Source organism: Rhizobium sp. 3T7 (assembly GCF_020166565.1).
GTDB lineage: Bacteria > Pseudomonadota > Alphaproteobacteria > Rhizobiales > Rhizobiaceae > Rhizobium.
The window spans coordinates 271887-298539 of record NZ_JAIQXS010000002.1; the positions used below are offsets into that span (position 1 = coordinate 271887).

At 60.9% G+C, this 26653-nt stretch carries 27 protein-coding genes; 15 read left to right on the forward strand and 12 right to left on the reverse strand.

What is annotated here, in order from left to right:
- Nucleotides 1-13: 13 nt before the first annotated feature.
- Both K9B32_RS04110 and K9B32_RS04115 read right to left on the reverse strand, forming a co-directional pair.
- The gene (locus tag K9B32_RS04110; protein ID WP_224560660.1) at nucleotides 14-694 is read right to left on the reverse strand and encodes a L,D-transpeptidase; all 681 of its coding nucleotides are present in this window, start codon (nucleotides 692-694) and stop codon (nucleotides 14-16) included.
- Between the two features lie 135 nt (nucleotides 695-829).
- Nucleotides 830-1570 carry a L,D-transpeptidase gene (locus K9B32_RS04115; protein ID WP_224560662.1) on the reverse strand — a complete coding sequence of 247 codons (741 nt, stop codon included), beginning with the start codon at nucleotides 1568-1570 and terminating at the stop codon, nucleotides 830-832.
- Nucleotides 1571-1780: 210 nt separating this feature from the next.
- On the opposite strand from K9B32_RS04115, the gene K9B32_RS04120 reads away from it, so the two are divergent.
- Nucleotides 1781-2410: a DNA-3-methyladenine glycosylase I gene (locus K9B32_RS04120; protein ID WP_224560664.1), complete on the forward strand. Its 630-nt coding sequence runs from the start codon at nucleotides 1781-1783 to the stop codon at nucleotides 2408-2410.
- Nucleotides 2407-2886 (forward strand): hypothetical protein, encoded by a 480-nt coding sequence (locus tag K9B32_RS04125; RefSeq protein ID WP_224560665.1) that lies wholly within the window; start codon nucleotides 2407-2409, stop codon nucleotides 2884-2886. Before K9B32_RS04120 ends, K9B32_RS04125 begins: the two co-directional genes overlap by 4 nt.
- Before the next feature lie 7 nt (nucleotides 2887-2893).
- On the opposite strand, the gene K9B32_RS04130 is transcribed toward K9B32_RS04125, so the two are convergent.
- Nucleotides 2894-3598, reverse strand: coding sequence for an HAD family hydrolase (locus K9B32_RS04130; protein WP_224560666.1), 705 nt, complete (start codon nucleotides 3596-3598; stop codon nucleotides 2894-2896).
- Between the two features lie 236 nt (nucleotides 3599-3834).
- On the opposite strand from K9B32_RS04130, the gene K9B32_RS04135 reads away from it, so the two are divergent.
- Nucleotides 3835-4884, forward strand: a complete 1050-nt coding sequence (locus K9B32_RS04135) for an aldo/keto reductase (RefSeq protein WP_224560668.1) — start codon at nucleotides 3835-3837, stop codon at nucleotides 4882-4884.
- A gap of 53 nt (nucleotides 4885-4937) precedes the next feature.
- On the opposite strand, the gene K9B32_RS04140 is transcribed toward K9B32_RS04135, so the two are convergent.
- On the reverse strand, nucleotides 4938-5297 hold the full coding sequence (locus K9B32_RS04140) for a DUF305 domain-containing protein (RefSeq protein ID WP_224560669.1): 360 nt from the start codon (nucleotides 5295-5297) through the stop codon (nucleotides 4938-4940).
- A 162-nt stretch (nucleotides 5298-5459) separates the two neighbouring features.
- Here K9B32_RS04140 and K9B32_RS04145 point away from each other — a divergent pair, with 162 nt between their 5' ends.
- Nucleotides 5460-5690 (forward strand): hypothetical protein, encoded by a 231-nt coding sequence (locus K9B32_RS04145; protein WP_224560670.1) that lies wholly within the window; start codon nucleotides 5460-5462, stop codon nucleotides 5688-5690.
- A gap of 200 nt (nucleotides 5691-5890) precedes the next feature.
- On the opposite strand, the gene K9B32_RS04150 is transcribed toward K9B32_RS04145, so the two are convergent.
- The gene (locus tag K9B32_RS04150; protein WP_411969676.1) at nucleotides 5891-6775 is read right to left on the reverse strand and encodes an amino acid ABC transporter substrate-binding protein; all 885 of its coding nucleotides are present in this window, start codon (nucleotides 6773-6775) and stop codon (nucleotides 5891-5893) included.
- 149 nt (nucleotides 6776-6924) lie between these two features.
- Nucleotides 6925-7683, reverse strand: coding sequence for a hypothetical protein (locus K9B32_RS04155; protein WP_224560672.1), 759 nt, complete (start codon nucleotides 7681-7683; stop codon nucleotides 6925-6927).
- A gap of 138 nt (nucleotides 7684-7821) precedes the next feature.
- Between K9B32_RS04155 and hisS the strand changes: the two genes are divergently transcribed.
- Genes hisS through hisG form a run of 3 tightly spaced genes read left to right on the forward strand, consistent with a single transcriptional unit; the run spans nucleotide 7822 to nucleotide 11118 of the window.
- Nucleotides 7822-9303 carry a histidine--tRNA ligase gene (gene hisS, locus K9B32_RS04160; protein ID WP_224560673.1) on the forward strand — a complete coding sequence of 494 codons (1482 nt, stop codon included), beginning with the start codon at nucleotides 7822-7824 and terminating at the stop codon, nucleotides 9301-9303.
- Nucleotide 9304: 1 nt separating this feature from the next.
- Nucleotides 9305-10423, forward strand: a complete 1119-nt coding sequence (locus K9B32_RS04165; protein ID WP_224560674.1) for an ATP phosphoribosyltransferase regulatory subunit — start codon at nucleotides 9305-9307, stop codon at nucleotides 10421-10423.
- A complete protein-coding gene (hisG, locus tag K9B32_RS04170; protein ID WP_224560675.1) occupies nucleotides 10423-11118 on the forward strand; it encodes an ATP phosphoribosyltransferase in 696 nt (231 codons plus the stop codon). Before K9B32_RS04165 ends, hisG begins: the two co-directional genes overlap by 1 nt.
- A gap of 80 nt (nucleotides 11119-11198) precedes the next feature.
- Here the strand turns inward: hisG and K9B32_RS04175 are convergent, their stop codons facing one another.
- Nucleotides 11199-11621: a DoxX family protein gene (locus K9B32_RS04175; RefSeq protein ID WP_224560676.1), complete on the reverse strand. Its 423-nt coding sequence runs from the start codon at nucleotides 11619-11621 to the stop codon at nucleotides 11199-11201.
- Between the two features lie 218 nt (nucleotides 11622-11839).
- Between K9B32_RS04175 and K9B32_RS04180 the strand changes: the two genes are divergently transcribed.
- Nucleotides 11840-12550, forward strand: coding sequence for a glutathione binding-like protein (locus K9B32_RS04180; protein ID WP_224560677.1), 711 nt, complete (start codon nucleotides 11840-11842; stop codon nucleotides 12548-12550).
- A gap of 65 nt (nucleotides 12551-12615) precedes the next feature.
- Here K9B32_RS04180 and K9B32_RS04185 read toward each other — a convergent pair whose 3' ends face one another.
- The 3 genes from K9B32_RS04185 to groES all read right to left on the reverse strand — a co-directional run bounded on the left by K9B32_RS04185 (nucleotide 12616) and on the right by groES (nucleotide 15776).
- Complete coding sequence (locus tag K9B32_RS04185; RefSeq protein ID WP_224560840.1) at nucleotides 12616-13062, reverse strand: hypothetical protein; 447 nt, start codon at nucleotides 13060-13062, stop codon at nucleotides 12616-12618.
- Nucleotides 13063-13765: 703 nt separating this feature from the next.
- Nucleotides 13766-15406 carry a chaperonin GroEL gene (groL, locus tag K9B32_RS04190; protein WP_224560678.1) on the reverse strand — a complete coding sequence of 547 codons (1641 nt, stop codon included), beginning with the start codon at nucleotides 15404-15406 and terminating at the stop codon, nucleotides 13766-13768.
- A 73-nt stretch (nucleotides 15407-15479) separates the two neighbouring features.
- Complete coding sequence (groES, locus tag K9B32_RS04195) at nucleotides 15480-15776, reverse strand: co-chaperone GroES (protein ID WP_004675403.1); 297 nt, start codon at nucleotides 15774-15776, stop codon at nucleotides 15480-15482.
- A 322-nt stretch (nucleotides 15777-16098) separates the two neighbouring features.
- On the opposite strand from groES, the gene chrA reads away from it, so the two are divergent.
- From chrA to K9B32_RS04220, 5 genes are all read left to right on the forward strand, one after another.
- Nucleotides 16099-17511: a chromate efflux transporter gene (gene chrA, locus K9B32_RS04200; RefSeq protein WP_224560679.1), complete on the forward strand. Its 1413-nt coding sequence runs from the start codon at nucleotides 16099-16101 to the stop codon at nucleotides 17509-17511.
- A gap of 102 nt (nucleotides 17512-17613) precedes the next feature.
- Nucleotides 17614-18462, forward strand: a complete 849-nt coding sequence (locus tag K9B32_RS04205) for a TIGR01459 family HAD-type hydrolase (protein WP_224560680.1) — start codon at nucleotides 17614-17616, stop codon at nucleotides 18460-18462.
- Between the two features lie 13 nt (nucleotides 18463-18475).
- Nucleotides 18476-19459 (forward strand): bifunctional riboflavin kinase/FAD synthetase, encoded by a 984-nt coding sequence (locus tag K9B32_RS04210; protein WP_224560681.1) that lies wholly within the window; start codon nucleotides 18476-18478, stop codon nucleotides 19457-19459.
- 261 nt (nucleotides 19460-19720) lie between these two features.
- Nucleotides 19721-22627: an isoleucine--tRNA ligase gene (gene ileS, locus K9B32_RS04215; protein WP_224560682.1), complete on the forward strand. Its 2907-nt coding sequence runs from the start codon at nucleotides 19721-19723 to the stop codon at nucleotides 22625-22627.
- A gap of 131 nt (nucleotides 22628-22758) precedes the next feature.
- Nucleotides 22759-23388 carry a hypothetical protein gene (locus K9B32_RS04220; RefSeq protein WP_224560683.1) on the forward strand — a complete coding sequence of 210 codons (630 nt, stop codon included), beginning with the start codon at nucleotides 22759-22761 and terminating at the stop codon, nucleotides 23386-23388.
- 17 nt (nucleotides 23389-23405) lie between these two features.
- On the opposite strand, the gene K9B32_RS04225 is transcribed toward K9B32_RS04220, so the two are convergent.
- Both K9B32_RS04225 and K9B32_RS04230 read right to left on the reverse strand, forming a co-directional pair.
- Nucleotides 23406-23711, reverse strand: a complete 306-nt coding sequence (locus K9B32_RS04225; RefSeq protein WP_224560684.1) for a hypothetical protein — start codon at nucleotides 23709-23711, stop codon at nucleotides 23406-23408.
- On the reverse strand, nucleotides 23708-24145 hold the full coding sequence (locus K9B32_RS04230) for a nucleoside deaminase (RefSeq protein WP_224560841.1): 438 nt from the start codon (nucleotides 24143-24145) through the stop codon (nucleotides 23708-23710). Before K9B32_RS04230 ends, K9B32_RS04225 begins: the two co-directional genes overlap by 4 nt.
- A gap of 90 nt (nucleotides 24146-24235) precedes the next feature.
- Here K9B32_RS04230 and K9B32_RS04235 point away from each other — a divergent pair, with 90 nt between their 5' ends.
- Nucleotides 24236-26095, forward strand: a complete 1860-nt coding sequence (locus tag K9B32_RS04235; RefSeq protein ID WP_224560685.1) for a pseudouridine synthase — start codon at nucleotides 24236-24238, stop codon at nucleotides 26093-26095.
- On the forward strand, nucleotides 26076-26636 hold the full coding sequence (gene rsmD / locus K9B32_RS04240; protein ID WP_224560686.1) for a 16S rRNA (guanine(966)-N(2))-methyltransferase RsmD: 561 nt from the start codon (nucleotides 26076-26078) through the stop codon (nucleotides 26634-26636). Before K9B32_RS04235 ends, rsmD begins: the two co-directional genes overlap by 20 nt.
- The last annotated feature ends 17 nt before the right edge of the window (nucleotides 26637-26653 follow it).

Below are 26653 nucleotides of genomic sequence, written 5' to 3' on the forward strand. Positions count from 1 at the left end.
CTGATTACTTGTCTCAGCCGCCGAACAGCGTCCGCAACACGTCGATGCCACGATCCTCGAAGCTGATCTCGCCCTGCTTGTTGCCGGGACCGATGACGATGACTTTGGTGCCGACCGGCGCGCGATCGTAGAGTTCGATCACATCCTTGTTCATCATGCGGATGCAGCCGGACGACATGTTCAGGCCGATCGTCCATGGCTGGTTGGTGCCATGGATGCGGAAGATCGTGTCGCGGCCGCCCTTGTAGAGATACATCGCGCGGGCGCCGAGCGGATTGTCCTCGCCGCCTTCCTGGAAGGCCGGGATGATATGACCCTTCGCCGCCTCGCGAACGCGCATCTCAGCGGGCGGCGTCCAGGTCGGCCACTCTGCCTTGCGGCCGATCTTGACCACACCTGACCAGCCGAAGCCCTCGCGGCCGACGCCGATGCCGTAGCGCGTTGCGCGGTTCTTGGTTTCGACGAGATACAGGAACTTGTTGTTGGTATCGATGATGATCGTGCCGGGCGCTTCGTTCGTGACGAGGCGCACGCGCTGGCGCTTGAACTGCGGCTTGACCGATTTCGGCGGCGAGGCGACCCGAACGACAGGTGCGCCATCGTGAGCAGGCGTAACCGGCCGCGCCGAAACCGATATGGACATGGAAGAGACCAGAAGGCCGGCGGCCGCAAGAGCCGTCGCGAATTTCAGCATGGTTGATTCCCTCAAAGCAAAACCGGACCGAAGCTACCCGAACCTCGGTCCAGTTCAAGATGTTGGGCGCGGAATGAAGCAGCTGCGATGTCTAAATTCAACTATTCTCGGCTCCGCGCCGGTATTGATAGGCCTTTACATGACGATGACGCGGGTTCCAACCTTTACGCGTTCGTAAAGGTCAACAACGTCTTCATTGCGCAGCCTGATGCAGCCGGAGGACACGGCGTTGCCGATCGTCCACGGCGCATTGGTTCCATGAATGCGGTAGAGCGTCGAACCGAGATACATGGCACGCGCGCCGAGCGGGTTCCCCGGACCGCCGTCCATGCGCGCGGGAAGATAGTGGCCCTTCGCAGCTTCGCGACCGATCATTTCCGAAGGCGGCGTCCAGTCCGGCCATTCCGACTTGCGGGTGATCTTGTGCACGCCGGCCCATTCGAAGCCCGGCTTGCCTACGCCGACGCCGTAACGCCGCGCCTTGCCGCCGTCCACGACCAGATAAAGGAAGCGGCTGTTGGTATCGATGACGATCGTGCCAGGCTGTTCCTTGGTGTCGTAGGTGACGATCTGCGGCAGGTATTGCGGCTCAAGCTGACGACGGATGACGGGAACACCAGGATTGATGGCGGATACCGGCTGCGCCTTGGCGGCAGGAGCGCGGCCGAAGGCGCCGGACGTGAACAGACCGCGCTGCGCAACGACCGGTCGCTGGTAGACGACGGGACGAACCTTGCCACCGAGCTGCATGATCCACGGGGCTGCAAGGTCTGGGCTCAGCACGACCGGCGGGCGTGTCGCGTAGCGGTCATCGCCAAGCGCGGCCGTGGAAAAGACGCCGAGCATCGCTGCGGCGAGCATAAGGGATTTGATCATCGGACGGACTCTCTACAAATGGCCGAAAATGTGCTGACGGCAGCGGCCGCCTGCCTTCAAGCTGCCATCGTTCCCGCCAGCGAATAGTAAATTTGAGTTCATTCAAGTCTGAAGCGCGGGATAAACTTTTCGTCAGGGTTATCGTTCGGTTTGGAAACAGAGTTTGCAAATGGTAAAGCCGGATTCGCAGCACGAAAGCGAAGCGGGACCATGAGCGATACGGGCATTATTATCGGCGAAGACGGCAAGAGCCGCTGTCACTGGCATGCCAACCTCCCGGATTATCTCAAATATCACGATGAGGAATGGGGACGCCCGGTAACGGATGATATCCGCCTCTTCGAGAAGATCTGCCTGGAAGGGTTCCAGTCCGGCTTGTCCTGGCTCACCATCCTGCGCAAGCGTGAGAATTTCCGCGCTGCCTTCGCCGGCTTCGATTTCGAGAAGGTTGCGCTTTTCGACGACAGCGATATCGAGCGCTGCCTTGCCGATCCCGGCATCGTGCGCCATCGCGGCAAGATCGTTTCGACGATCAATAATGCCCGCCGTGCGATTGAATTGCGGCAGGAGTTCGGCTCGCTTGGCCGCTATTTCTGGAGCTTCGAACCCGGTCACAACGAGCGGCCGAAGGTGGTCGACCGTGCCGCTGTCATGGCCAACCCGACAACGCCGACATCGGTCGTCATTTCCAAGAATCTGAAGAAACGCGGGTGGACGTTTGTCGGCCCGACCACAGTTTATGCCTTCATGCAGGCAATGGGTCTCGTCAACGATCATGTTGAAGGTTGTTTCTGCCGCCTCGAGGTAGAGGCGATGCGCGATGCGCTGGTGCGCCCATGAAGGCGCTCGCGGCAACCGTCGCCTTCTGCCTGGTAGCGTCCATGGCATTCGCCCAGTCACCGGAGCTGCAGCCTGGCGAGCGACTGGAAAAGCTACAGTTTCCGGCAGCAACCATGGAGCTCAAGGGCTGGACGAAGTTCGGCAATGGGCGCGTCTACACGCTTCCCGTCAAGGCAGGCCAGCATGTGAAGGTCAGCTTCTCGACCAAGAGCAAGTTTGCCTTCCTCTCGATATTCGATCTTGCAACGCCCGATGAGGAGGCAATCTTCGGTACCGACGAGGATGGCAGCAGCTACAACATCACTGTGAAGGAAAACACCACCTGGCTGCTGCGGCCTTACTATTCCAAGGTATCGCCGCGCCGCGGCCTGGGCGCACCCTACAGCATTCTCGTCGAGCCTCAAGCGACTGCGCCGCAACCAACCGCTCCGGCTGAGAAGCAATCGCCGTCGCCACTCTTTCCCTCAAGGCAGTGACAACGGATTAGCCAAGACCTTCAATCAGGCCGCGCAGTTCGCCGAGATGTTCGATCTTGCGAAAGCGCGGTGCGTCCTTCGGTTCCTCGACATGCTCGACGACCCAGGTGAGCTCATGCGGCACGAAGACCCCGTAGCTGCCGGCGGCGATTGCCGGGACAATGTCTGATTTCAGCGAATTGCCGACCATCATTGCCCGTTCCGGACCGCCGCCGACCTTGGAGAAGACCCGCCGATACGTCACCGCGGTCTTGTCGGAAACAATCTCAACGGCGTGAAAGAAGTCGCCGAGCCCGGATTGTGCCAGCTTGCGCTCCTGATCGAACAGGTCACCCTTGGTGATCATCACCAGCAGATAGTTCTCCGAGAGCGCCGCGAGCGTCTCCTGTACGTGTGGCAGGGTTTCGACCGGGTGGGAAAGCAGGTCGCGGCCGGTGTCGAGGATGCCGGCAATGACGCTGGCGGGCACCTTGCCTTCGGTGACTTCGATCGCCGTCTCGACCATCGACAGGGTAAATCCCTTGATGCCGAAGCCGTAGTGGCGGAGATTGCGCTTCTCTGCCTCCAGCAAGCGCTCCGAGATCCTCGGGCCGTCTGCGTAATCGGCCAGCAACTCGGTGAAGTGCGCCTCGGTCAGCCGGTAGTATCGTTCATTCTGCCAGAGCGTGTCGTCGGCATCGAAGCCGATGGTTGTCAGCGTGCGAGTCGTCATCGCCATCTCCGAGTGATCTGATTGGAATCTATTGAAAGACGGACGCGAAACAAGGGGATCGCAAAGCTGTGAGGCGAGTACGCGGCATGTTGAAATGCCGCTGTCTCGCCTTACATCGATAGTGCCTCCCGCGCAGCCGCATTCCGGCTGTTCCTGTCATGCGCAGGCCAATAACCAAAAATGAATTCATCTGTCCGTGGGCAGTGCCCGCGGTCGTCACAAGGAAATCTTCGACCATGCGTTACAATCAACTTGGAAACACGGGACTATTCGTCTCCGAAATCTGTCTCGGCACCATGACCTTTGGAGCCGCCGGCGAGGGCAATATCTGGGGTTCCATTGCTGATCTCGATCAGAAGGCAGCTGACCAGATCGTCGAAAGGTCGCTTGCCGCTGGCGTGAATTTCATTGACACGGCCGACGTCTATTCCTTCGGCGAATCCGAAAAGCTGCTCGGCCAGGCCCTGAAGAACCTGGGCGTTCCTCGCAAGGACGTCGTCATCGCCACGAAGGTCTATGGCGTCATGGGCGACAAGCCGAACGATCGCGGCGCCTCGCGCGGGCATATCATGGATTCGGTCGAAGCAAGCCTGAAGCGGCTGCAGACCGATCATATCGATCTCTATCAGATCCATGCAACCGATCCGGTGACGCCGATCGACGAGACGCTGCGCGCCTTGGACGATCTCGTGTCTCGCGGTCTGGTGCGCTACGTCGGCGTCTCCAACTGGCAGGCATGGCGCATCGCCAAGGCGCTCGGCATCTCGGAGCGTCGCGGCTTCGCCCGCTTCGAGACGGTGCAGGCCTATTATTCGATCGCCGGCCGCGATCTGGAACGCGACATCGTGCCGATGATGCAGGAGGAAAGGCTCGGCCTGATGGTCTGGTCGCCGCTGGCGGGTGGCCTCCTCTCCGGCAAGTATGGGCCGGGAGCCCCAGGCAATGGGGAAGGGCGCCGCGCCTCGTTCGACTTCCCGCCGGTAGACAAGGATCGCGCCTGGGCCTGCGTTGCTGTCATGCGCGAGATCGCCGAGAAGCACGGCACGAGCGTCGCGACCGTGGCGCTTGCCTATATCCTCGCCAAGCCTTTCGTGACGACGGTCATCATCGGGGCCAAGCGCGTCGAGCAGCTCGACCAGAACCTGGCGGCCGTCAACTTGAAACTCGATGCCGGCGACCTGCGGAAACTGGACGACGTCAGCGAACTCGCGCCTGAGTATCCGGGCTGGATGCTTGCGCGACAGGGAGCCGGTCGCCGACCGGAGCCATTCGAACCAAGGGCCTGATCGAAGTCTAGTGAAGCGGACGCCGGAGCTTTATACCCCGGCGTCCGTTGCGATTACTTGCCGTGTGCCTTGAGCCAGGCCTGCATGTCGGCGATCTCCGCCTCCTGGGCCTTGATCACCGCTTCGGCGAGCTTGCGAATTTCTGGATCCTTGCCGTACTGCAGCTCGATCTTCGCCATGTTGATCGCGCCCTGATGATGCGGAATCATGCCGCGGACAAAATCGACATCGGCATCACCGCTATAGGTGATCGCCATATCCTTGTGCATCTTGGCGTTGGCTTCAGCAAAAGCATGGCTTGCTGCGCTGTGGTCGCCCATCGGCTTGCTCATGTCCATTTGCATGTCTTCGGCGGCGGCGAACGTGGCGGAGAGTGCAAGAGCCGTGGCTATGGCGATAACTTTCAGAGACATGGGATTTCCTTCCTCTGTCCGATACTGGAATTCAATGCGCGGTCGAAACCGCAGCGGTCCATGAAAGCCTGTCAGATGAGCCGGGGAGGGGGTGCCAGCGGCGCAGGTCGCGCATCCCGCATGGCATCAGCCGGTCCGGGAGCAGGATAGGAAAATACTTGCTTGCCGGTTGCAGGGGAAGTCATCGACGGCGGCACGACAAGACAGGCCGAGCAGAAAGGCATGTGCACCATGCCGCTGGCTGAGCAGGGATCCTGTTGTGGGGACGGCGATTTGGCTTTCTCGCCCATATCAATCCCGCTCATGTGCTGGTGCACGACGCTGGCATTCGAAGCGACGGTCTGCATGGTCAGGCATGTCGGACAGCCAGCCCAGGCGGACATGGTGCCGTAAGCAAGCCAGGCGAACACCATCGCTATGATTGCAAAAAAGCGCATGCCGTCAAAATAGGAACACGACACGAAGAAGCCAAGGTGCTCTTTGCGGATTTGGCAGACGCTACCAGCGCGGTTGCAGCATTAAACCCGTAGCGGATGCATATCGCGAGATTACGGTGTAGGCCGCCCAGCGACTTTGACTTAATCTGATCAATATCAATAGGGCACATGCTCCATGATGATTTGCGTGTGCAGCATCGGCGCCTCCGCTCCGAAATAGGTTTCCAGCAGCGGCAGAAAATCGTCCGACAGATAGAAATACGTCAATGCACGATCGGCCAGCAGGCGGAAGTTGGCGTCGTCGCGGGGAAGCGCTATCGCATAGGGTTCATGCGTAAACAGGCGATCGCCGATCTCGAGCGAGGACGGATCGCGGGCCCGCTTGGCTAGGCTGATGAGCAGCACCTGATCGGCTATATAGGCATCGATCTTGTGATCCTCCAACGCCGCAAGCCCGTCCTCGTGCGTCTCGAAATCGGCAAGCCTCGTCTTCGACACCTGGGTTGCCAGCGCCTCGCGCAGCGTCGTTCCGGTTGTCGTGCTTGCACGCACGCCGATTACGCGCGTGGACGCGACACTCTCGCTAACGGAGCGAACAGCGGGCTTGTCGAGAAAAAGAGTCTGCAGGTAGTTGGGCGAATCCTTGCGGAGCAGCGCGGTTGCCCCGGTCAGGAAGATTGGCTGTGAGAAGTCGACGATTTCCCGCCTCTTCAAATTGACGGTGATCGCACCGCAAAGCAGATCGACCTCTCCATTCTTCACCGCATCGAAGCCGCTGGCGAGGGTCATCTCTATGTATTCGCGCTTCAGCTGCGGAACTTGACGTTCTAGTTCATCGGCGATCTTGCCACAGAGGTCGATAGCATATCCCGTCGGCTCAATGCCCGGCTTGCTGGAGGAGAAGGGCGCCTCGTCGGCGATGTAGCCGATACGCACGCTGTTGCGCTCAGTGATCGTGTCGAGCGTCGCAGCGGCTGCCGCGAAAGCCGAAAGGCAAAGGGCAAGATTCGCTACTAGAAACCGTCTCATGCACTTTGCCATAGGCATGATCCTCATCTTCGAGCGGTTGCGATTTCAAAGCGTACACGCAGACTATGGGCTGCCCGCCATTTGTCAACCGAGGACACCTCGGCGCGGCTCGAACTGGCTGCCTCATCCAGAACGAGATTCGGGCTCGGAAGAGACGAGCCTCAATAGGCGGCAACGACCTTATGCACGATCTGATAGTCGGCGCTCTCCTCGCCGAGTGGCGCGACCGGCCATGTCCAGTTGGCTTGAACCGATGACAGCGACACGCCGTGTAGCAGGTCGGCCTCCTCATGAACCTTCCCGCTGCGGTCGATGACGGCATAGGAAACATCGGTAATCAGGCAAGTCTTGCAGGGCGCTGTCTCCAGCCCAGAGCGGTGTGCCTCGATCAGCTGCGCGACGGTATCGGCGGGCATGGCGCCTTTCTCTTCCGCCTCGTAGTGGCGTTTTGCGCCACGACCGATCTGGGAGAGGAGATTGGCCGAGATGACGAAGTCGAGATACGGAACCGTTCTCAGGAAGGCGAGCGGCTCGGGCTGTTTACCCCCGGCAAGCTCGTCATAACCCGAAAGGTCACGCCCGATCAGGCGAACATTGCGGTATCGCTTGAGCCGGAGCCAGAGGCGCACCGAGGCGAGGTGCACGAGGTCGACGAGCACGACGGTGTCAAAGGTCTCGGCCAGCTCCTTTATCGGCACATCACGCAGCAGGCCGGACCCCAAGACGACGGCGGTCCGCCTCTGCCGCAGGTCTGCCATGGCGCTCCTTACGGCGCTCCAGCTCCGCTCCTCATGCTCCGCCCATTGCCGGCCGCAGCGGCCGGCGCGGGACCATAGATTGACGGAGTATCGGATGAACCGGCGATGCGCCTTCTGCGTCATCGGAACGGTCGCGGCGTAGAGAAGCGCCTCCGCGATCATGATGTAGCTCCCGCCATTCGATCCATTCTCCCTCGTTCAATTGATTCTGTGTTCCGGATCAAGGGCCTTCGCCCTTGCCGCATCCGGCCCTTTCCGCTAGGAAACCGCCACTGTCACAGCGAGCGGAATACCTTGGAAATGAACGACAAGCAGAAGAAACCACAAAAGCTCAAAGCCAGACTTCCACGCGGCTTCGTCGATCGTTCGGCAGCCGACATTCGTGCCGTCAACGAAATGACTGGGAAGATCCGGGAAGTCTATGAGCATTATGGTTTTGATCCTGTCGAAACGCCGCTCTTCGAATATACCGATGCGCTCGGCAAGTTCCTGCCCGATGCCGACCGACCGAACGAAGGCGTCTTCTCGCTGCAGGACGATGACGAGCAGTGGATGTCCTTGCGCTACGACCTGACGGCGCCGCTCGCTCGTCATGTCGCCGAGAATTTCAACGAGATTCAGCTGCCATACCGCACCTATCGCGCCGGCTATGTCTTCCGCAACGAGAAGCCGGGTCCGGGCCGTTTCCGCCAGTTCATGCAGTTCGACGCCGATACCGTCGGCGCACCAGATGTGTCGGCGGATGCCGAGATGTGCATGATGATGGCGGACACGATGGATGCGCTTGGTTTAGCCGGGCAGTACGTGGTCCGTGTCAACAACCGCAAAGTTATCGATGGCGTCATGGAGGAAGCGGGCCTTGGTGGCGAAGAGAATGCTGGTCGGCGTTTGGGCGTGCTGCGCGCAATCGATAAGCTCGATAAGTTCGGCTTCGACGGCGTGCGACTGCTACTGGGTGGTGGCCGCAAGGATGAGTCAGGTGACTTTACCAAGGGCGCTGGCCTGACCGCAGATCAGATTGAGTTTATCCTGGGCTATCTCAAAGGGGATGATTTCCACCCGGCGAGCGATCTTTATGCTGCGGGCCACGCCGAACTGCAAAAGATAGAGGCCCTCGTAAGAGCGGCCGGCTATGATGAGGATCGTATCAGGATAGATCCATCTGTCATCCGCGGTCTCGAATATTACACCGGCCCGGTCTACGAGGCCGAACTGAGCTTCGACGTGACCAACGAGAAGGGCGAAAAGGTCGTCTTCGGTTCCGTCGGCGGCGGCGGTCGCTACGACGGCCTTGTGTCCCGCTTCATGGGCCAGTCGGTGCCGGCCACCGGCTTTTCCATCGGCGTCTCGCGCCTGATGACGGCGCTTAAAAACCTCGGCAAGCTCGGCCAGGCTGACGTCATCGAGCCTGTTCTGGTCACTGTCATGGACGGTGATGTCGAGGCCATGGGCCGCTACCAGCGGATCACGCAGGAACTGCGCAAGGCCGGCATCCGTGCCGAAATGTACCAGGGCAACTGGAAGAAGTTCGGCAACCAGCTGAAATATGCCGATCGCCGCGGCTGCCCCGTTGCCATCATCCAGGGCGGCGACGAGCGTGCTGAGGGCGTCGTACAGATCAAGGACCTGATCGAGGGCAAGCGCCTCTCGGGCGAGATCGAGGACAACGCCAGCTGGCGCGAGGCACGCGTCGCCCAGGAGACGGTTGCGGAAGGCCACCTGGTCGCCAAGGTCAAGGAAATTTTGGCGGCGCAGGCCGAAGACCGGAAGAGGGCGGGCTGAGATGGCCCTGATCAACCTGCCGGGCTTCTCCGGCGAGCTCCTTTCAGAGTTTGCGGCGCGAAAGGCGGAGCGGGTGGACACGCCCGTCATCCAGCCGGCCGAACCGTTCCTTGATATCGCCGGTGAGGATCTTCGTCGCCGCATCTTCATGACCGAGAGCGAGACAGGTGCCAGCCTGTGTCTGCGTCCCGAATTCACGATTCCCGTCTGTCTACGCCACATCGAGAGCGCGACCGGCACGCCGAAGCGCTATTCCTATCTCGGCGAAGTCTTCCGCCAGCGGCGCGAAGGCGGAAGCGAATTCTATCAGGCCGGGATCGAGGATCTCGGCGACATCAATATCGCCGCTGCCGACGCGCGGGCGATCGGCGATGCGATCGGCGTCTTGGAGCGTGTCGTTCCGGGTAAGCGCCTTGCGGTCACGCTCGGCGACCAGGCCGTCTTCGAAGCGGTCGTGCAGGCGCTCGGCCTGCCGCTCGGCTGGCAGAAGCGGCTGATCCACGCGTTCGGCAACATGAGCCAGCTCGAAGCTCTGCTGGCGAGCCTTGTCAGCCCTCAGTTCGTCACCGGGCTGAGCGACGAGATCGCGCATCTGATCGCCGCCGACGACGAAGCCGCACTGGTCGCGCATATCGACGCGACGATGCAGGCGACGGGCTATTCGACGAATGTAAGCCGCTCGCCGCTGGAAATCGCACGTCGCTTGAAGGAGAAGCTCATCCTCTCCGAAACGCGCCTCGATGACGCGGCCTTCCGCGTGCTCGAGCAATTCCTGTCGCTGAATGTGCAGCTGATCAATGCCTCGGCGGCGCTGGCTGGTTTTGCCGATACCGCGGGCCTCAAGCTCGGTAACGCGCTTGCGCGCTTCGACGGTCGCGTCGCCGCGTTGGCGAATGCCGGCGTCGATCTCGCGCTGGTCGATTACCGCGCAGCCTTCGGGCGCCCGCTGGATTACTACACCGGTCTGGTTTTCGAGATTGGCGTTCAGGGCACGTCGGCCGTTCTCGCCGGTGGCGGCCGTTTCGATAAGTTGATGACCTTCCTTGGCGCCAAGGACCGCATTCCGGCCGTCGGCTTCTCGCTCTGGCTGGATCGCATCGAAGCGGAGAGGGCTGCCTGATGACGATTACCATCGCACTGCCCTCCAAGGGCCGCATGAAAGACGATGCTTCGGCGATCTTCGAACGCGCCGGCATCAGGATCACCGCTGTCGGCAACGATCGCTCCTATCGCGGACGAGTTGAGGGATGGGACGACGTAGAAGTGGCCTTCCTCTCCGCCTCCGAGATTTCTCGCGAGCTCGGCAACGGCACGGTCGATTTCGGCGTTACCGGTGAGGATCTTATCCGCGAGGGCTTGGCGGAGGCGGACAAGCGTGTCGAATTCTGCGCCCGTCTCGGCTTCGGCCATGCAGATGTCGTGGTTGCCGTTCCTGAAATCTGGCTCGATGTCGACACCATGGCCGACCTCGGCGATGTTGCCTCCGACTTCCGCGCGCGGCACGGCCGGCGCCTGGCGATCGCCACGAAATACTGGCGGCTGACGCAACAGTTCTTCTCCAGTCAGCACGGCATCCAGCTCTACCGCATCGTCGAGAGCCTTGGGGCAACGGAAGGGGCGCCGGCCTCAGGTTCCGCCGACATCATCGTCGATATCACCTCGACCGGCTCGACCCTTCGTGCGAACAACCTGAAGATCCTGTCCGATGGCGTCATTCTTCGCTCCGAGGCTTGCTTCGTCAGGGCGCGCAAAGAAAGCCATGTGAACGACGCCACAGTCCAGCGACTGGTAGACGCCGTTCGTTCGGCGCTCTGACCGTCTCAAAATCGTCAGGCAGGAAAAAACCCGCCGTCTGGTGACGGCGGGTTCTTCATGCTTGGGAGGTGGCTGATCGCTCAGGCGGCAGCGTATGCGCCGCGGCGTGCATCGAGCGAGTAGACGCCCGGGCCGTAGGTGGCAAGCAGGATGTAGGCGCCGGCCAGCGTGATGTTCTTCATGACCATGATCTGGTTCAGGATGTTAACCAGTTCCGCGCCGCTGGCGTAGGGCAGGTGGAAGAGGACAGCCGTGAAGACACAGAAGACGGCGAGCAGCCAACCGACGATCTTCGTCTGGAAGCCGACGAGAACGGCAAGGCCCGTCACCAGCTCGAAGGCGCCGGCCAGATAGGCAAGGGCGGTAGCAGCAGGAAGGCCAGCACCGGCGATCATGCCGGCCGTGCCAGCGGCGTCCGTGAGCTTGCCGAAGCCGGCAAGGATGAACATGAAGGAGAGGAGAATGCGAGCGACGAGAATGATGGCGTTGTTGGTATTCGACATGGGACAATGTCTCCGTTTGAATGACGTTTGAGGTCGTTGTGCTCCCCGGCACGGTTTCGACCTCGCATGCCGTTTTGTCGCCTTTTTTTGCTGTCGTGGAAAGATAGACGGAAGGGGACAGTTCGTTCTTTATTATTGAACGATAGATCGCCGACGAAGTCGGCTTGCCATCGGCGATACCCCTCTTCTATGGTCGGCCGCCCAAGATGGAGACCCCAATGGCAGATCTATCCGCTTTTCCGATCACGACGCGCTGGCCAGCAGAGAATCCCAACGTTATCCAGCTTTACTCGTTGCCGACGCCGAACGGCGTGAAGATATCGATCGCGCTTGAAGAGCTTGGCTTACCCTACGAGCCGCACCTGATTTCGTTCAGCACGAATGACCAGAAGTCTCCGGAGTTCGTGTCGCTTAACCCGAACGGCCGCATCCCGGCGATCATCGATCCCAACGGCCCGGATGGAAAGCCGATCGGCATTTTCGAATCCGGTGCCATCCTGCTCTATCTCGCTGAGAAGGCAGGCAAACTCATTCCTGCCGATGCGGCAGGACGCTATGAGACGATCCAGTGGGTCTTCTTCCAGATGGCCGGTATCGGGCCGATGTTCGGGCAGTTCGGGCACTTCTACAAGTTCGCGGCCGACAAGGTCGCCAACAACTCCTACCCGATGGAGCGCTACCGCGACGAATCCCAGCGGCTGCTCAGTGTGTTGGAAGCGCGGCTGCAGGGCCGCCAGTGGATCATGGGCGACCTTTATACGATCGCCGATATCGCCACCTTCCCGTGGCTCCGTGGTGCCGACGTGTTCTATGGCGGCCGCGAAGTGCTGGATTATAAGAGCTTTCCGGCGGTGATGGCCTGGCTTGAGCGCTGCATCGCCCGGCCGGCATCCGAAAAGGGATTGAATATACCTGCGCGCCCTGCGTAAAGCCGAGCCAAGGCAAAGAAAAAGCCGGTCCCAAAGGGCCGGCTTTTTTTGTGTGGCGGACGCTTCTATTGGCACCACGCGAACTCGCTGCCGGCATTCGTCTTGAATCGAGGAAAGACGAAAACACCAAGCATGCTGCCGCTGTAGGCGTCGTCGTGACCATTCGACTCCCCCATGCAGAACAATGGTTGACGGAAGCCGTTCGGCATCATGATCGTGGTCGAAAAGCAGAAGGAAGAAGAAAGCGTCGCAGCCTGCTCGAAGAGCTCCAGGATGTGGTCGTGATCCTTCGGGTCGTAACAGCGCATGAGGCTGAGAAGCCCGCATTCCTGCGCGGGCAGCCCGTGCAGCATGGCGCTCCATTCCTTGAGGCGGATCACGCCGCTGGAAAAGTCTCCGACCCAGGTTTCCGAAATGGAAAACTGCGCCAGCATTTCAGGATCATGATTGCTAATATCCAGTGAGCCCGGCATGAGCGGCGCTGCGGCGTTGGTCTTCGCGATTTTGAACAAATTTTTCCCCAGCTTAGGTGCAGCTTCCCCCGCCACACGTCCGGCAAAAATGAGCAGGTTCATGCCGCGCCGTGCATCATGCTCGGGCGACCGGGAAATGGGGTTTGGATTGCTGGTCCCTCTGGCGGAACCACGTCCAATTTCTCGGCACAGTACACAACTTATGATGTATTCTCGGGAGGGGTTTTTCCCGAACTCGGTCTCGCGTCCCATGGTCAGGATCGATAAGGGATAGCGACCGTCGGCCGATGAACGCGCGCCGAATGCAACGCGGATTTATCGGTCTTTTATGCAAACGGCAATCGGCTTTTTGTGCACAGCAGATCTCTACTGTGAGTGGAAAATACACCCGAAGACGCTCGTGGACGCCAGAAATAGCAAAAATTTCGCAAATTCTTGAAGTGCAAACGGTTTCACTGCGGTTCCTCGCGCTTAAATGTGTAGAAAATTGCACTGCGAGAGAAATCAGCCTGTGAAAGAAAAAATACAGCGCCACAAGTTTTGCGAAAGCTTCGCTCAGTGCGCGGGTTGCTCACAAATCTGATTAAACGTTTCAGCTATCGATTGAAAAAAGCTGGAGGGTGGGGGCGGCGAATCAGGCTCGAAACAAAAGGGCGGTCCGAAGACCGCCCTTCCTATTCCGGGATACCCGAAGTGGATCAGTGAAGCTTTACAGACATTCCTGCGATAGGCTTTCGGCCTATCACATCATGTCCATGCCGCCCATACCGCCCATACCGCCCGGCATGCCAGCTGGAGCGTCCTTCTTCGGCAGTTCGGCGATCATGGCTTCGGTGGTGATCAGCAGCGAAGCAACCGAAGCTGCGTCCTGCAGAGCCGTGCGAACAACCTTGACCGGGTCGACGATACCCATGGCGATCATGTCGCCGTATTCGCCGGTCTGGGCGTTGTAACCGAAGTTGTCTTCGCCCTTCTCGAGGATCTTGCCGACAACGATCGAAGCTTCGTCGCCAGCGTTCTCGGCGATCTGGCGGGCCGGAGCCTGCAGAGCGCGGCGAACGATGTTGATGCCGGCTTCCTGGTCGTCGTTCTCGCCCTTGACAGAGATCTTGGCCGAGGAACGCAGCAGGGCAACGCCGCCGCCCGGTACGATACCTTCCTGAACAGCAGCGCGCGTCGCGTTGAGCGCGTCGTCGATGCGGTCCTTCTTTTCCTTCACTTCGACTTCGGTCGAACCGCCGACGCGGATGACGGCAACGCCGCCAGCGAGCTTAGCAAGGCGCTCCTGCAGCTTTTCGCGGTCGTAGTCGGAGGTGGTTTCTTCGATCTGGGCCTTGATCTGGGCAACGCGGCCTTCGATGTCGGACTTGGCGCCCGAACCGTCGACGATCGTCGTGTTTTCCTTGGAGATCGAAACCTTCTTGGCGCGGCCGAGCATGTCGAGGGTAACCGACTCGAGCTTGATGCCGAGGTCTTCGGAGATGACGGTGCCGCCCGTGAGGATCGCGATGTCTTCGAGCATGGCCTTGCGGCGATCGCCGAAGCCCGGAGCCTTGACAGCAGCAATCTTCAGGCCGCCGCGCAGCTTGTTGACGACGAGCGTAGCAAGGGCTTCGCCTTCGACGTCTTCAGCGATGATGAGGAGCGGCTTGCCGGTCTGAACGACAGCTTCGAGAACCGGGAGCATGGCCTGGAGGTTCGAGAGCTTCTTCTCGTGCAGGAGGATGAAGGCGTCTTCGAGGTCAGCAACCATCTTTTCCGGGTTGGTGACGAAGTACGGGCTGAGGTAGCCGCGGTCGAACTGCATGCCTTCGACGACTTCGAGTTCAGTTTCAGCGGTCTTGGCTTCTTCGACGGTGATAACGCCTTCGTTGCCGACCTTCTGCATTGCTTCAGCAATGTCGAGACCGATCTGCTTTTCGCCGTTTGCGGAGATCGTGCCGACCTGGGCAACTTCTTCCGACGTGTTGATCTTCTTGGCCTTGGCCTGAAGATCCTTGACGACTTCAGCAACAGCGAGGTCGATACCGCGCTTCAGGTCCATCGGGTTCATGCCGGCAGCAACTGCCTTGGCGCCTTCGCGAACGATCGCCTGAGCGAGAACCGTTGCGGTGGTCGTGCCGTCGCCGGCGATGTCGTTGGTCTTCGAAGCAACTTCGCGGACCATCTGAGCGCCCATGTTTTCGAACTTGTCTTCCAGTTCGATTTCCTTGGCGACCGAAACGCCGTCCTTGGTGATGCGCGGAGCGCCGAAGGACTTGTCGATGATGACGTTACGACCCTTCGGGCCGAGCGTTACCTTCACTGCGTCAGCGAGAATGTCGACGCCACGCAGCATCTTTTCGCGCGCGGTGCGGCCGAACTTGATTTCTTTAGCTGCCATGATTGAAACTCCTGAATTCGAGTTGTCCGGGCTTTAGGCCCGTAGCTAAAATCGGAAAGGGAAAAGCGGCTGATTAGCCGATGATGCCCATGATGTCGGCTTCCTTCATGATCAGAAGGTCTTCGCCGTTGATCTTGACTTCGGTACCGGACCACTTGCCGAACAGAACGCGATCACCAGCCTTGACGTCGAGAGCGACGACCTTGCCGGACTCGTCACGAGCGCCGGAGCCGACGGCGACGATTTCGCCTTCCTGCGGCTTTTCCTTGGCGGTGTCGGGAATGATGATGCCGCCCTTGGTCTTTTCTTCGGACTCAACGCGGCGAACGACGACGCGATCGTGAAGGGGGCGGAAGTTGGTGCTTGCCATTGTCTAATCCCTCGATCAAATGACACTCACAGGCCGAGAGCGGCCTGCACGGATGGGTGTTAGCACTCGTCCTTGGTGAGTGCTAGCGAGGCAGCATTTAGGAGTGGTCTAGCGGGGAGTCAAGAACGGCCGCAATTTTTCTTCGCCGTCCTCGCAACAGCGTTAACAGCACATCCTTGTCGGAAGTGCGACAGCCTATGCGACGATTGAGCTTCCCCTAGGTTTTTGTCTTCGAAAAGTTAGTTGCAGCCCCGTCTGTGCCAGGATTGTCGTAAAGGCGCGCCGATGATATCGAGCGCCTTGAGGCGAGAGGGCAGCAACCGTGAATGAGGCGATCGCGGCAGGGGATATCGTGGCGCCGCCGCCGTTGCGGGAGGCAGTTCGCGTCTGGGCGCGTATTGGCTGTCTGAGCTTCGGCGGACCGGCCGGCCAGATCGCCCTCATGCATAAGACGATTGTCGACGAGAAGCGCTGGATCTCCGAGGAACGCTTCCTGCATGGATTGAATTTCTGCATGCTGCTGCCAGGCCCCGAGGCCCAGCAACTGGCCACCTATATCGGTTGGCTGATCCACGGCGTGCGCGGCGGCCTCATTGCCGGCCTGCTGTTCATTCTGCCGGGCTTCCTTGTTATCCTGGCGCTGTCGAGCCTCTACGCCGTTTTTCAGGAGGCCGCCTGGCTTCCCGTGCTTTTCTTCGGCGTGAAGGCTGCGGTTCTGGCAATCGTCATCGAGGCATTGCTCCGGGCGGGGCGCCGAGCGCTGAAAGAGCGATTTCATTATTATGTGGCAGCAGCGTCGTTCCTGGCGCTCTTCCTTCTAAACCTGCCGTTTCCTCTGGTTATCATCCTGGGCGGAGCAGCAGGCCTACTATGGATGAAGCATCGCCAGCGTCGGTTGGCCGCGCCAGTCTTGCCGCAAACCTCCTCGCACCGGCATTTTCCTGTGGTCACGACGCATGCCATCGCAAGGCCGCTCGTAGTGCTCGTGTTCTGGATCCTCGTCTGGCAGTCGCCGCTCTTTTTCGTTCGTGGCCTTGATGCACCCATGGATCTGATCGCCGAAACTCTGAGCGGCGAAACCAATGTGTTCGGCGCGGTCTTCATCTTTTTCTCCAAGATGGCCGTCATAACCTTCGGAGGCGCCTACGCCGTCCTTTCCTATGTCGCGCAGGTTGCCGTCGGCCATTACGCCTGGCTGCAGCCCGGTGAGATGCTCGATGGACTGGCACTTGCAGAGACGACGCCTGGGCCGCTGGTCCTCGTCCTATGTTTCGTTGGGTTTCTCGCTGGCTATCGTAACCCTATTGCGATGGCGCCACTTGCCGGTGGCGTTCTCGGCGCCTTCCTCGCCGCATGGGCGACGTTCGTACCGAGCTTCATCTGGATCTTCGCCGGGGCTCCCTGCATCGAGAAACTGCGCAACAACGAAAACCTCTCGGCCGCCCTTTCGGCGATCACCGCGGCGGTCGTCGGCGTCATTCTCAATCTTGCACTGTGGTTCGGCCTGCATGCGCTCTTCGCCGACGTTGGCCGCGTAGCGCTTCTTTCCGGGAAGACCGGCCTGCCGATCGTTGGCGTTGCCTGGCCGCAGTGGTGGACGCTCGATGTCGCGGCACTCGGGATCTTCGCCCTGGCGTCCGTTCTGCTCTTTCGCTTCAAGGTCGGCATCCTGACGGTGATCGGAGTATCCACCGCCACGGGCCTGTTGGTCAGGGCTGCCATCGCCGTCTTCTAGTCGACAGCTTCCGGTTTTTGCAGTTGCTCACTGCAAAATGCCTTGCCATCCCGGCAGGCCTTTGCGATGTCAGCCGTGACTTAACGAGATCGGGAAATCGGAATGGCCAAGCGGATCGAGAACTTTGCGGAAATCACCAGCCACTATGACGCGGTGTTCTGCGATGTCTGGGGCGTCTTGCACAACGGCGTCGATCCGTTCCCGAAAGCGGCAGCTGCGCTGGAAGCGGCGCGCGGCGAGGGGCTGACCGTTGTTCTCATCACCAATTCGCCGCGCATCGCTCCGCAGGTTGTGACGCAGCTTCGCCAGATCGGCATCCAGGATGGCGCCTACGACCGCATCGTCACGTCGGGCGACGTCACGCGCGGGCTCATCGCCGAGGGCCCGAAGAAGGTGTTTCTGCTCGGACCGGATCGCGACTTGGCCATTATCGAGGGGCTTGGCGTGGAGCGCGTCGAGGCAAGGGATGCGGACTCCGTTGTCTGCACGGGCTTCTTCGACGATGAAACCGAGACCCCGGAAGACTACACCGAGATGCTGAAGGCGTTTCAGGTGCGCGGCGTGCCGATGGTCTGCGCCAACCCCGATCTGGTTGTCGAGCGCGGCCACAAGATCATCCCCTGCGCTGGTGCGATGGCGGCTTACTACAACCAGCTCGGCGGTCAGACGCGTATTGCAGGCAAGCCGCACAAGCCGATCTACGACGCCGTCTTGTCGGTCGCCCGCGAGGCCCACGGCGACTTTCCGCCGAGCCGTGTGCTTGCCATCGGGGACGGCATGCCAACTGATGTTCGCGGCGCGCTCGATTACGGCCTTGATCTTCTCTATATCAGCGGCGGCATCCACGCGAAGGAATACACGCTGAACGGAGAGACCGACGAGGCAATCCTTGCGGCCTATCTGGAGCGCGAAAAAGCGACGCCGAAGTGGTGGATGCCCCGTCTCGCATAAGAGAAGCCAGCCGATGACCGTTTTTCACCGCAATGAAACCCGTGAACCCCTGCCGGCCCACCTGCGTGGCGGCGTGATTGCCATCGGCAACTTCGACGGCGTGCATCGAGGCCACCAGTCCGTGCTGAACAGGGCCCTGGAGATATCGAGTCAGCGCGGCATTCCGGCGCTGGTCCTGACCTTCGAGCCCCATCCCCGCACGGTCTTTCGCCCGGATCAGCCGGTCTTTCGCCTGACACCGGCACCGCTCAAGGCGCGTATCCTCGAAGCGATCGGCTTCAACGCTGTCATCGAATATCCGTTCGACAGGGAGTTTTCGCAGCGTTCGGCCGACGATTTCATCCATTCGATCCTTAAGGATTGGCTCGGCGCCTCCGAGGTCGTAACGGGCTTCAACTTTCATTTTGGGCGTGGCCGGGAAGGTGGTCCGGCCTTCCTGATGGATGCTGGTCAGAAATATGGGTTCGGCGTGACGTTGATCGACGCGTTTCGCGACGAGAATACCGATGTGGTGTCTTCGAGCCACGTTCGCGAACTGCTGAAGGACGGCAATGTTAGCGAGGCCGCCGCCATGCTCGGCTATCACTATACGGTGGAAGCGGAAGTGATCGGCGGCGAGAAGCTTGGCCGTCAGCTCGGCTTTCCAACCGCGAATATGCAACTGCCCACTGAAGCCGATCTCAAGGCAGGTATCTATGCCGTTCGCTTTCGTCTTGCCGATGGCACGCTGCACGATGGCGTCGCCAGCTACGGTCGCCGACCGACGGTCACCGACAACGGCGCGCCACTGCTTGAGACCTACGTCTTCGATTTCAGCGGCGACCTCTACGGGCAGATTTGTTCGGTGTCGTTCTTCGGCTATCTGCGCCCAGAATTGAAGTTCGATGGCCTTGAGCCGCTTGTGGAACAGATGAACCGGGACAAGGAAGAGGCAAGCGCGCTACTTGCCGGCGTGCGGCCGCTCGGCGAACTCGACCTCAAGATCTGCTTCACCTGATTCGGGGTATCGGCACTTCCGCGCGCTCGAGCGCCTCGACGTCATGGAATCCCTCTTCCTTTTCCCGGCAAAAGCGCCTATGAACCGGCGCGATGAACAAGTTCCGGCTGGCGATCACGATACGAATTATCGGCCCGGCCTTCCGCGCGCGCTAAGCGGCCGGAAGGTCCGGGTTTTCGGCGCTTGGACGACGAGCGCCTCCGTCACCAATTTCAAGCCCGTTGCGCCCGCTTTCGTGGCGCCGAGAGACGATTGCTAGACATGACCGATACAGCCGAAAAAGTCGACTACTCGAAGACCCTCTATCTGCCGGAAACGGACTTCCCGATGCGCGCCGGCCTGCCGCAGAAAGAACCGGAAACCGTTGCCCGCTGGCAGCAGATGGGTCTCTACAAGAAGCTTCGGGCGTCCGCCGCCGGCCGCAAGAAGTTCGTGCTCCACGACGGCCCTCCCTATGCCAACGGCAACATCCATATCGGCCACGCGCTGAACAAGATCCTCAAGGACGTCATCAACCGCTCGTTCCAGATGCGCGGCTACGACGCCAACTACGTTCCCGGCTGGGACTGCCACGGCCTTCCGATCGAATGGAAGATCGAGGAGAAGTATCGCGAGAAGGGCAAGAACAAGGACGAGGTTCCGGTCAACGAATTCCGCCAGGAATGCCGTGACTTCGCGGCCGGCTGGATCAAGGTGCAGTCGGAAGAGTTCAAGCGCCTCGGCATCGAGGGCGACTTTGACAATCCCTACACGACAATGAACTTCCACGCGGAATCGCGTATCGCCGGCGAACTGCTGAAGATCGCCAAATCCGGCCAGCTCTATCGCGGATCCAAGCCGATCATGTGGTCGGTCGTCGAGCGCACGGCGCTCGCGGAGGCTGAGGTCGAGTACGCGGATGTCGAAAGCGACATGATCTGGGTGAAGTTCCCGATTGCCGAAGGCCCCAGCGAACTCAAGGGCGCCTTCGTGGTGATCTGGACGACGACGCCGTGGACGATCCCGGGCAACCGCGCCATCGCCTATTCCTCGCGCTACGGCTATGGCCTCTACGAGGTCGAGACGGCGGAGAATGACTTCGGACCGCAACCCGGCGAACGACTGATCTTCGCCAAGCGTCTTGCTGAGGAATCGGCCTCCAAGGCAAAGGTGACCTTCAGGCACGTTCGCGACGTGGAAGCCGCGGAGCTTGCTGCCATCACCTGCGCCCACCCGCTGCACGGCTTGGGCGGCGGCTACCATTTCCAGGTGCCGCTCCTTGATGGCGATCACGTCACCGACGAGACCGGCACCGGCTTCGTCCACACATCTCCAAGCCACGGCCGCGAGGACTTCGACGTCTGGATGGATCACGTTCGCGAGCTCGAAGCGCGTGGCGTCTCCTCTACGATCCCGTTCCCGGTCGACGACGCCGGCTTCTTTACGGTCGACGCACCCGGCTTCGGCCCGGACGCGGAAGGGGGTGCGGCGCGCGTCATCGACGACAGCGGCAAGAAGGGCGATGCCAACGAGCGTGTCATCAAGGCATTGATCGGACGTCACGCGCTGTTCGCACGTGGTCGCCTGAAGCACTCTTATCCGCATTCGTGGCGGTCGAAAAAGCCGGTCATCTTCCGCAACACGCCGCAGTGGTTTGTCTATATGGACAAGGAGCTCGGCGACGGAACGACGTTGCGTTCCCGCGCGCTAAGCGCGATTGATGACACCCGCTTCGTGCCTGCTGCTGGCCAGAACCGTCTGCGCGCCATGATCGAGCAGCGTCCGGACTGGGTGCTTTCGCGTCAGCGCGCTTGGGGTGTGCCGATCTGCGTCTTCGTCGATGAGCAGGGCGAAATCCTGCAGGACGATGCGGTAGACACCCGCATCTTGGAAGCCTTCGAGAAGGAAGGCGCCGATGCCTGGTTCGCGGATGGCGCGCGTGAGCGCTTCCTGGGCGAGAAGGCAAACGAGCCCTGGACGCAGGTCATGGACATCCTCGATGTCTGGTTCGACTCGGGCTCGACACACACCTTCACGCTCGAAGACCGCCCGGATCTAAAATGGCCGGCCGACCTTTACCTCGAAGGGTCCGACCAGCACCGCGGCTGGTTCCATTCGTCGCTGCTGGAATCCGCCGCAACACGTGGCCGGGCGCCCTATGATGCTGTTCTCACCCATGGTTTCACGATGGACGAGAAAGGCGAGAAGATGTCGAAGTCGAAAGGCAACGTGACATCGCCGCAGGAAATCATGAAGGACGCGGGTGCCGATATCCTGCGCCTTTGGGTGATGACGTCCGACTACGCCGAGGATCTGCGTGTCGGCAAGACGATCATCCAGACGAACATCGATGCCTACCGCAAGCTGCGCAACACCGTCCGTTGGATGCTCGGCACGCTGGCGCATGACAAGGGCGAAGTCATCGCGCTTGCCGATCTGCCGGAACTCGAGCAGCTGATGCTGCATCGCCTGGCCGAGCTCGATCAGCTCGTCCGCGAGAGCTACGACGCCTTCGACTTCAAGAAGATCGCTCGTGCACTGATCGACTTTGCCAACGTCGAGCTCTCGGCCTTCTACTTCGACGTTCGCAAGGACGCGCTCTACTGCGATGCGCCGTCGAGCCTGCGCCGTCGTTCGGCCCTTCATGTCATCCGCAATATCTTTGAATGCGTGGTGACGTGGCTGGCGCCGATGTTGCCCTTCACGGCGGAAGAGGCCTGGCTGTCGCGCAATCCGTCGGCTGTCTCGGTTCACCTCGAGCAGTTCCCGGCCATTCCGGCGGAATGGAAGAACGACGCTCTTGCCGAGAAGTGGAAGAAGATCCGCGCCGTTCGCACCGTTGTCACGGGCGCCCTGGAAATTGAGCGCAAGGACAAGCGTATTGGTTCCTCACTGGAGGCAGCCCCCGTCGTCCATGTCGCCGATGCGGAGCTTCTGAAGGCGCTGGAGGGCCAGGACTTCGAAGAGATCTGCATCACCTCTGGCATCGTCATCGACGGTTCCGAAGGCCCGGCCGATGCCTTCCGTCTGCCCGAGGTGTCAGGTGTCAGCGTCGAGCCCAAACTGGCCGAAGGCACCAAATGCGCGCGCTCCTGGCGGATCACGACGGATGTCGGCTCCGACCCTGAGTATCCCGATGTCTCGGCCCGCGATGCGGCTGCATTGCGCGAACTTGCGGTGCAAAACTGAAGAATATTGCCGGGTGAATTGCCTAATCGCGGTTCATCCGGTAAAAGCTGCCTGAAAATGGCCGGATTTTTGCGTCAGGGGGACGGTTCCGGTAGGGCGATGATTGCACCGGCATGGCTGGAAGGGTTTTCATGTTATCAACACGTTGGTTCCGTGTGGGCGTCTGCTTGACTGCTGCTGTGGCAGGCGGCTCGATGATCACCGGCTGCATGGGGAGCCCGCGCTACGGAACGGACAAGACCGCCATGGAGCAGTTGACTGACGACCTTGGTCAGTCCGTTTCCCTGACTGGCGACGGACCGAAGAACAAGGGCGTCAAGTACAGTGCGCGCCCCGGCCTCGTTCTGCCGTCCGCGGCAGCCAAGGAAACCCTTGTCGAGCCGCAGCAGAGCATCGCCAGCAAGGAAAATCCGCAGTGGATCGAATCCCCGGAGGAAACGCGCGCGCGTCTGGTTAAAGAAGCTGACGAAAACAGCGACAACCCGAACTACCGCTCGCCGCTCGCAAACAATCAGATCGAAGGTGGCCGGCAGACGACCGAAGCGCAGACCAAGGCCTATCGCGAAGCCCGCGCCATCCAGAAGGGCGCCTATATTGATCAGCGCCGCTACATCTCGGACCCGCCGACCGAGTATCGTCAGGTCGACGATCCGGCAAAGCTCGACGATCTAGGCGAACCGGAACTGAAGAAGGCGAAGAAGAAGAAGAAGGAAGCTGCGATCGCCGGAACCGGCAAGCAGTGGTGGAACCTCCTTCAGTAGAGTTTCGAGCGGGGCAATCAGCCCCGCTTTGTTTTTGACCAGCGGTCAACCAGCAAGACGTGCAGAAGCTGGCAGGCAAGGAAGATTGCGCCGGCAAGGCTAAGTGCCGATGGCGCGAAGATCGAGCTCGATACGAGCAGCAGCATCACCGCAAATGCCAGTTTCGGCACGAAGGCAAAGGCGAGCAGCCGAGGCGCCGACCAGTTCACATTTCCCGAAAGAGACCATTGCATCGGGATCGACCCGTTATCCGGCGCGATCCTGCAATAGGCATAGACGGCGACCGCGACCATGAGGACGAATTCGCTGGCGAGCAATGTCATGGCACATCCCGTTTCTGCGCGAAGAACGTCCGCAGGATATCGGCCGATGTCGTCTCCTGCAAACCGGAATACACGTCCGGGGCGTGATGGCAGGTTGGTTGCGTGTAGAAGCGCACGCCATTGTCGATGGCGCCCCCCTTGGGGTCCTCCGCGCCATAGTAGAGCCTACGAATGCGCGCGAAGGAAATGGCGGCTGCGCACATGGTGCACGGTTCCAGCGTCACATAGAGGTCGGCACCAGTGAGTCGTTCCTGACCAAGCTCTTCGCACGCCATGCGAATGACGGCGACTTCGGCATGCGCGGTCACGTCGTTGAGCTCGCGCGTACGGTTGCCGGACGCTGCGACAACGCGGCCGTCAAGCACCAGAACCGCTCCGATCGGCACTTCGCCCCGTTCGCCAGCGGCGCGGGCCAGGTCGAGCGCCAGCTCCATAAATTGATTTGTCTTCACGATCCGACAATTTCCACTTAACCGCAGGGGCGCGACCTGATAGGAAGGCCCGAAAAGGCAGGCAAACAACAAATGACATTCAAAGACAAGCCAAAACGGCCAGGCGGCAAGCCATCTGTGCGCAATGCCGGCCCGAAATCCGGCGAAAAGCCGGCAAAGGTGCCCGTCAAGGCCGAGGCGAGCGATGTTGCCGAGGGCGACGCCAAGGCTGAGCGCATCTCCAAAGTGATGGCGCGCGCCGGCGTGGCATCGCGCCGCGATATCGAGCGCATGATCATGGACGGCCGCGTCAAGCTGAACGGCAAGCTCCTCGACAGCCCCGTCGTCAACGTGACGCTGGCAGACAAGATCGAAGTGGACGGCGTTCCGATCCGCGGTATCGAGCGCACCAGGCTGTGGCTGTACCACAAGCCTGCCGGGCTCGTGACCACGAACGTGGACCCAGAAGGACGCCCCACGGTTTTCGACAACCTGCCGGACGACCTGCCGCGCGTCATGTCGATCGGCCGCCTCGACATCAACACCGAAGGCCTGCTGCTTTTGACCAACGATGGCGGCCTGGCCCGCGCGCTGGAATTGCCGACGACAGGCTGGCTGCGCCGCTACCGCGTGCGCGCCCACGGCGAGATCGATCAGGAGGCCTTGGACAAGCTGAAGGACGGTATTGCCGTCGATGGTGTCCTCTACGGCTCGATCGAAGCGACCCTCGACCGCACGCAGGGCTCGAACGTTTGGCTTACCATGGGCCTGCGCGAAGGCAAGAACCGCGAAATCAAGAATGTGTTGGGTGCGCTCGGTCTTGACGTCAATCGTCTGATCCGCATCTCCTACGGCCCCTTCCAGCTAGGCGACCTGCCGGAGCGGGATGTGGTCGAAGTGCGCGGCCGCACGTTGCGCGACCAGCTCGGCCCGCGCCTGATCGAGGATGCGAAGGCCAATTTCGACGCGCCGATCTACAACACGCCGGCCGTTGCAGTCGACGAAGAGGTCGAAGCGAAGCCGGAGCGTCGCGAACGCTCGTGGAAGCCTGAAGACAAGCGCGAGCGTGCGCTGAGCCGCCTCGACACCAAGCGTGATGACAAGCGTGACGATCGCCGCGATGACCGTCGCGACGGCGGCCGCAAGGACGACGACCGTCCGAAGCGCCCGGCGCTCGGCAGCCGCCGCAACGCCAATGTTTGGATGGCGCCCGGCGCCCGCCCGCTTGGCGAAAAGGCAGCCGCCAAGGCCGAAAAGAACGCTCAGACCGCGCTTAGACGCGGCGAGAAGCCCGGCCGCTCCAAGCCGCAGCCGCCTCGCCACGACGACACCGGTCCGCGCGTCCAGATCAACCGCGCCCGCGATGAAGAAGGCGAATGGATTCGTTCCAGCGAAGTGACGAGCAGGGACGAAGGCGGGCGCAAGCGCTCTGGCGACAAGCCTTTTGGTGATCGTCCTCCCCGTGGCGACCGTCCCGATCGCACGGCACGTGGTGACAGACCTTATGGCGACCGTCCGCCCCGTGGCGACAGGCCAGTCGGTGATCGCTCCTCGCGAGGCGATCGCCCGTTCGGCGATAGGCCCCGTGGTGATCGCAAGCCGCGCGAAGAGGGCGACGAGCGCCCCCGCTCTTTCGGGGATCGTCCCGCACGTGGTGACCGTCCGTTCGGCGATAAGCCGCGCGGCGATCGCCGTCCACGTGCAGAGGGGGATGAACGTCCGCGCGCCAAGAGCTTTTCCAGCGAGGCGCGGTCCGAGCGCCCGGCCGGTGACCGACCGTTTGGTGACAAGCCGCGCGGCAAGGGCTTCGGCGGCAAGCCCGGCGGCGGCAAGACTTTCTCCGGCAAGCCGAAGGGTAACAGGCCGGGCGGCGGCGGCAAGCCTTCAGGCGGGCCATCGCGGGGTGGACCTAAAGGAAAGGGAATGACGCGCGGTGCGGATCGTCGGCGGTGAGTTTCGCGGACGGCCGCTTGCCGTACCAAAGTCAAACGACATCCGGCCGACTGCCGACCGGACGCGCGAGAGCCTGTTCAACATTCTGAGCCATGCCTATCCGGAATGCGTCGATGGCACCCGGATCCTGGATCTTTTTGCCGGTACCGGCGCCGTTGGACTCGAGGCCGTGTCCCGCGGATGTCGGCACGCGCTGTTCGTCGAAAACAGCGTCGAGGGCCGGGGGCTCCTCTGGGAAAACATCGATGCGCTCGGCCTGCATGGCAGGACGCGCATCCTGAGGCGCGATGCGACCGATCTTGGCAGCGTCGGCAACCTCGAGCCGTTCCATATGCTGTTTGCCGATCCGCCTTACGGCAAGGGACTTGGCGAAAAGGCCATGGCCGCCGCGGCCAAGGGCGGTTGGCTGCAGCCGGGCGCGATTGCGGTTCTTGAAGAACGCGCGGATGTTGCCGTTTCGGTCGACCCTTCCTATCTCTTCCTGGAAAGCCGGACATTCGGCGATACCAAGGTTCATTTCTTCCGCTATCAGCCTGAATAGGGCTGCGGAAATCGGGG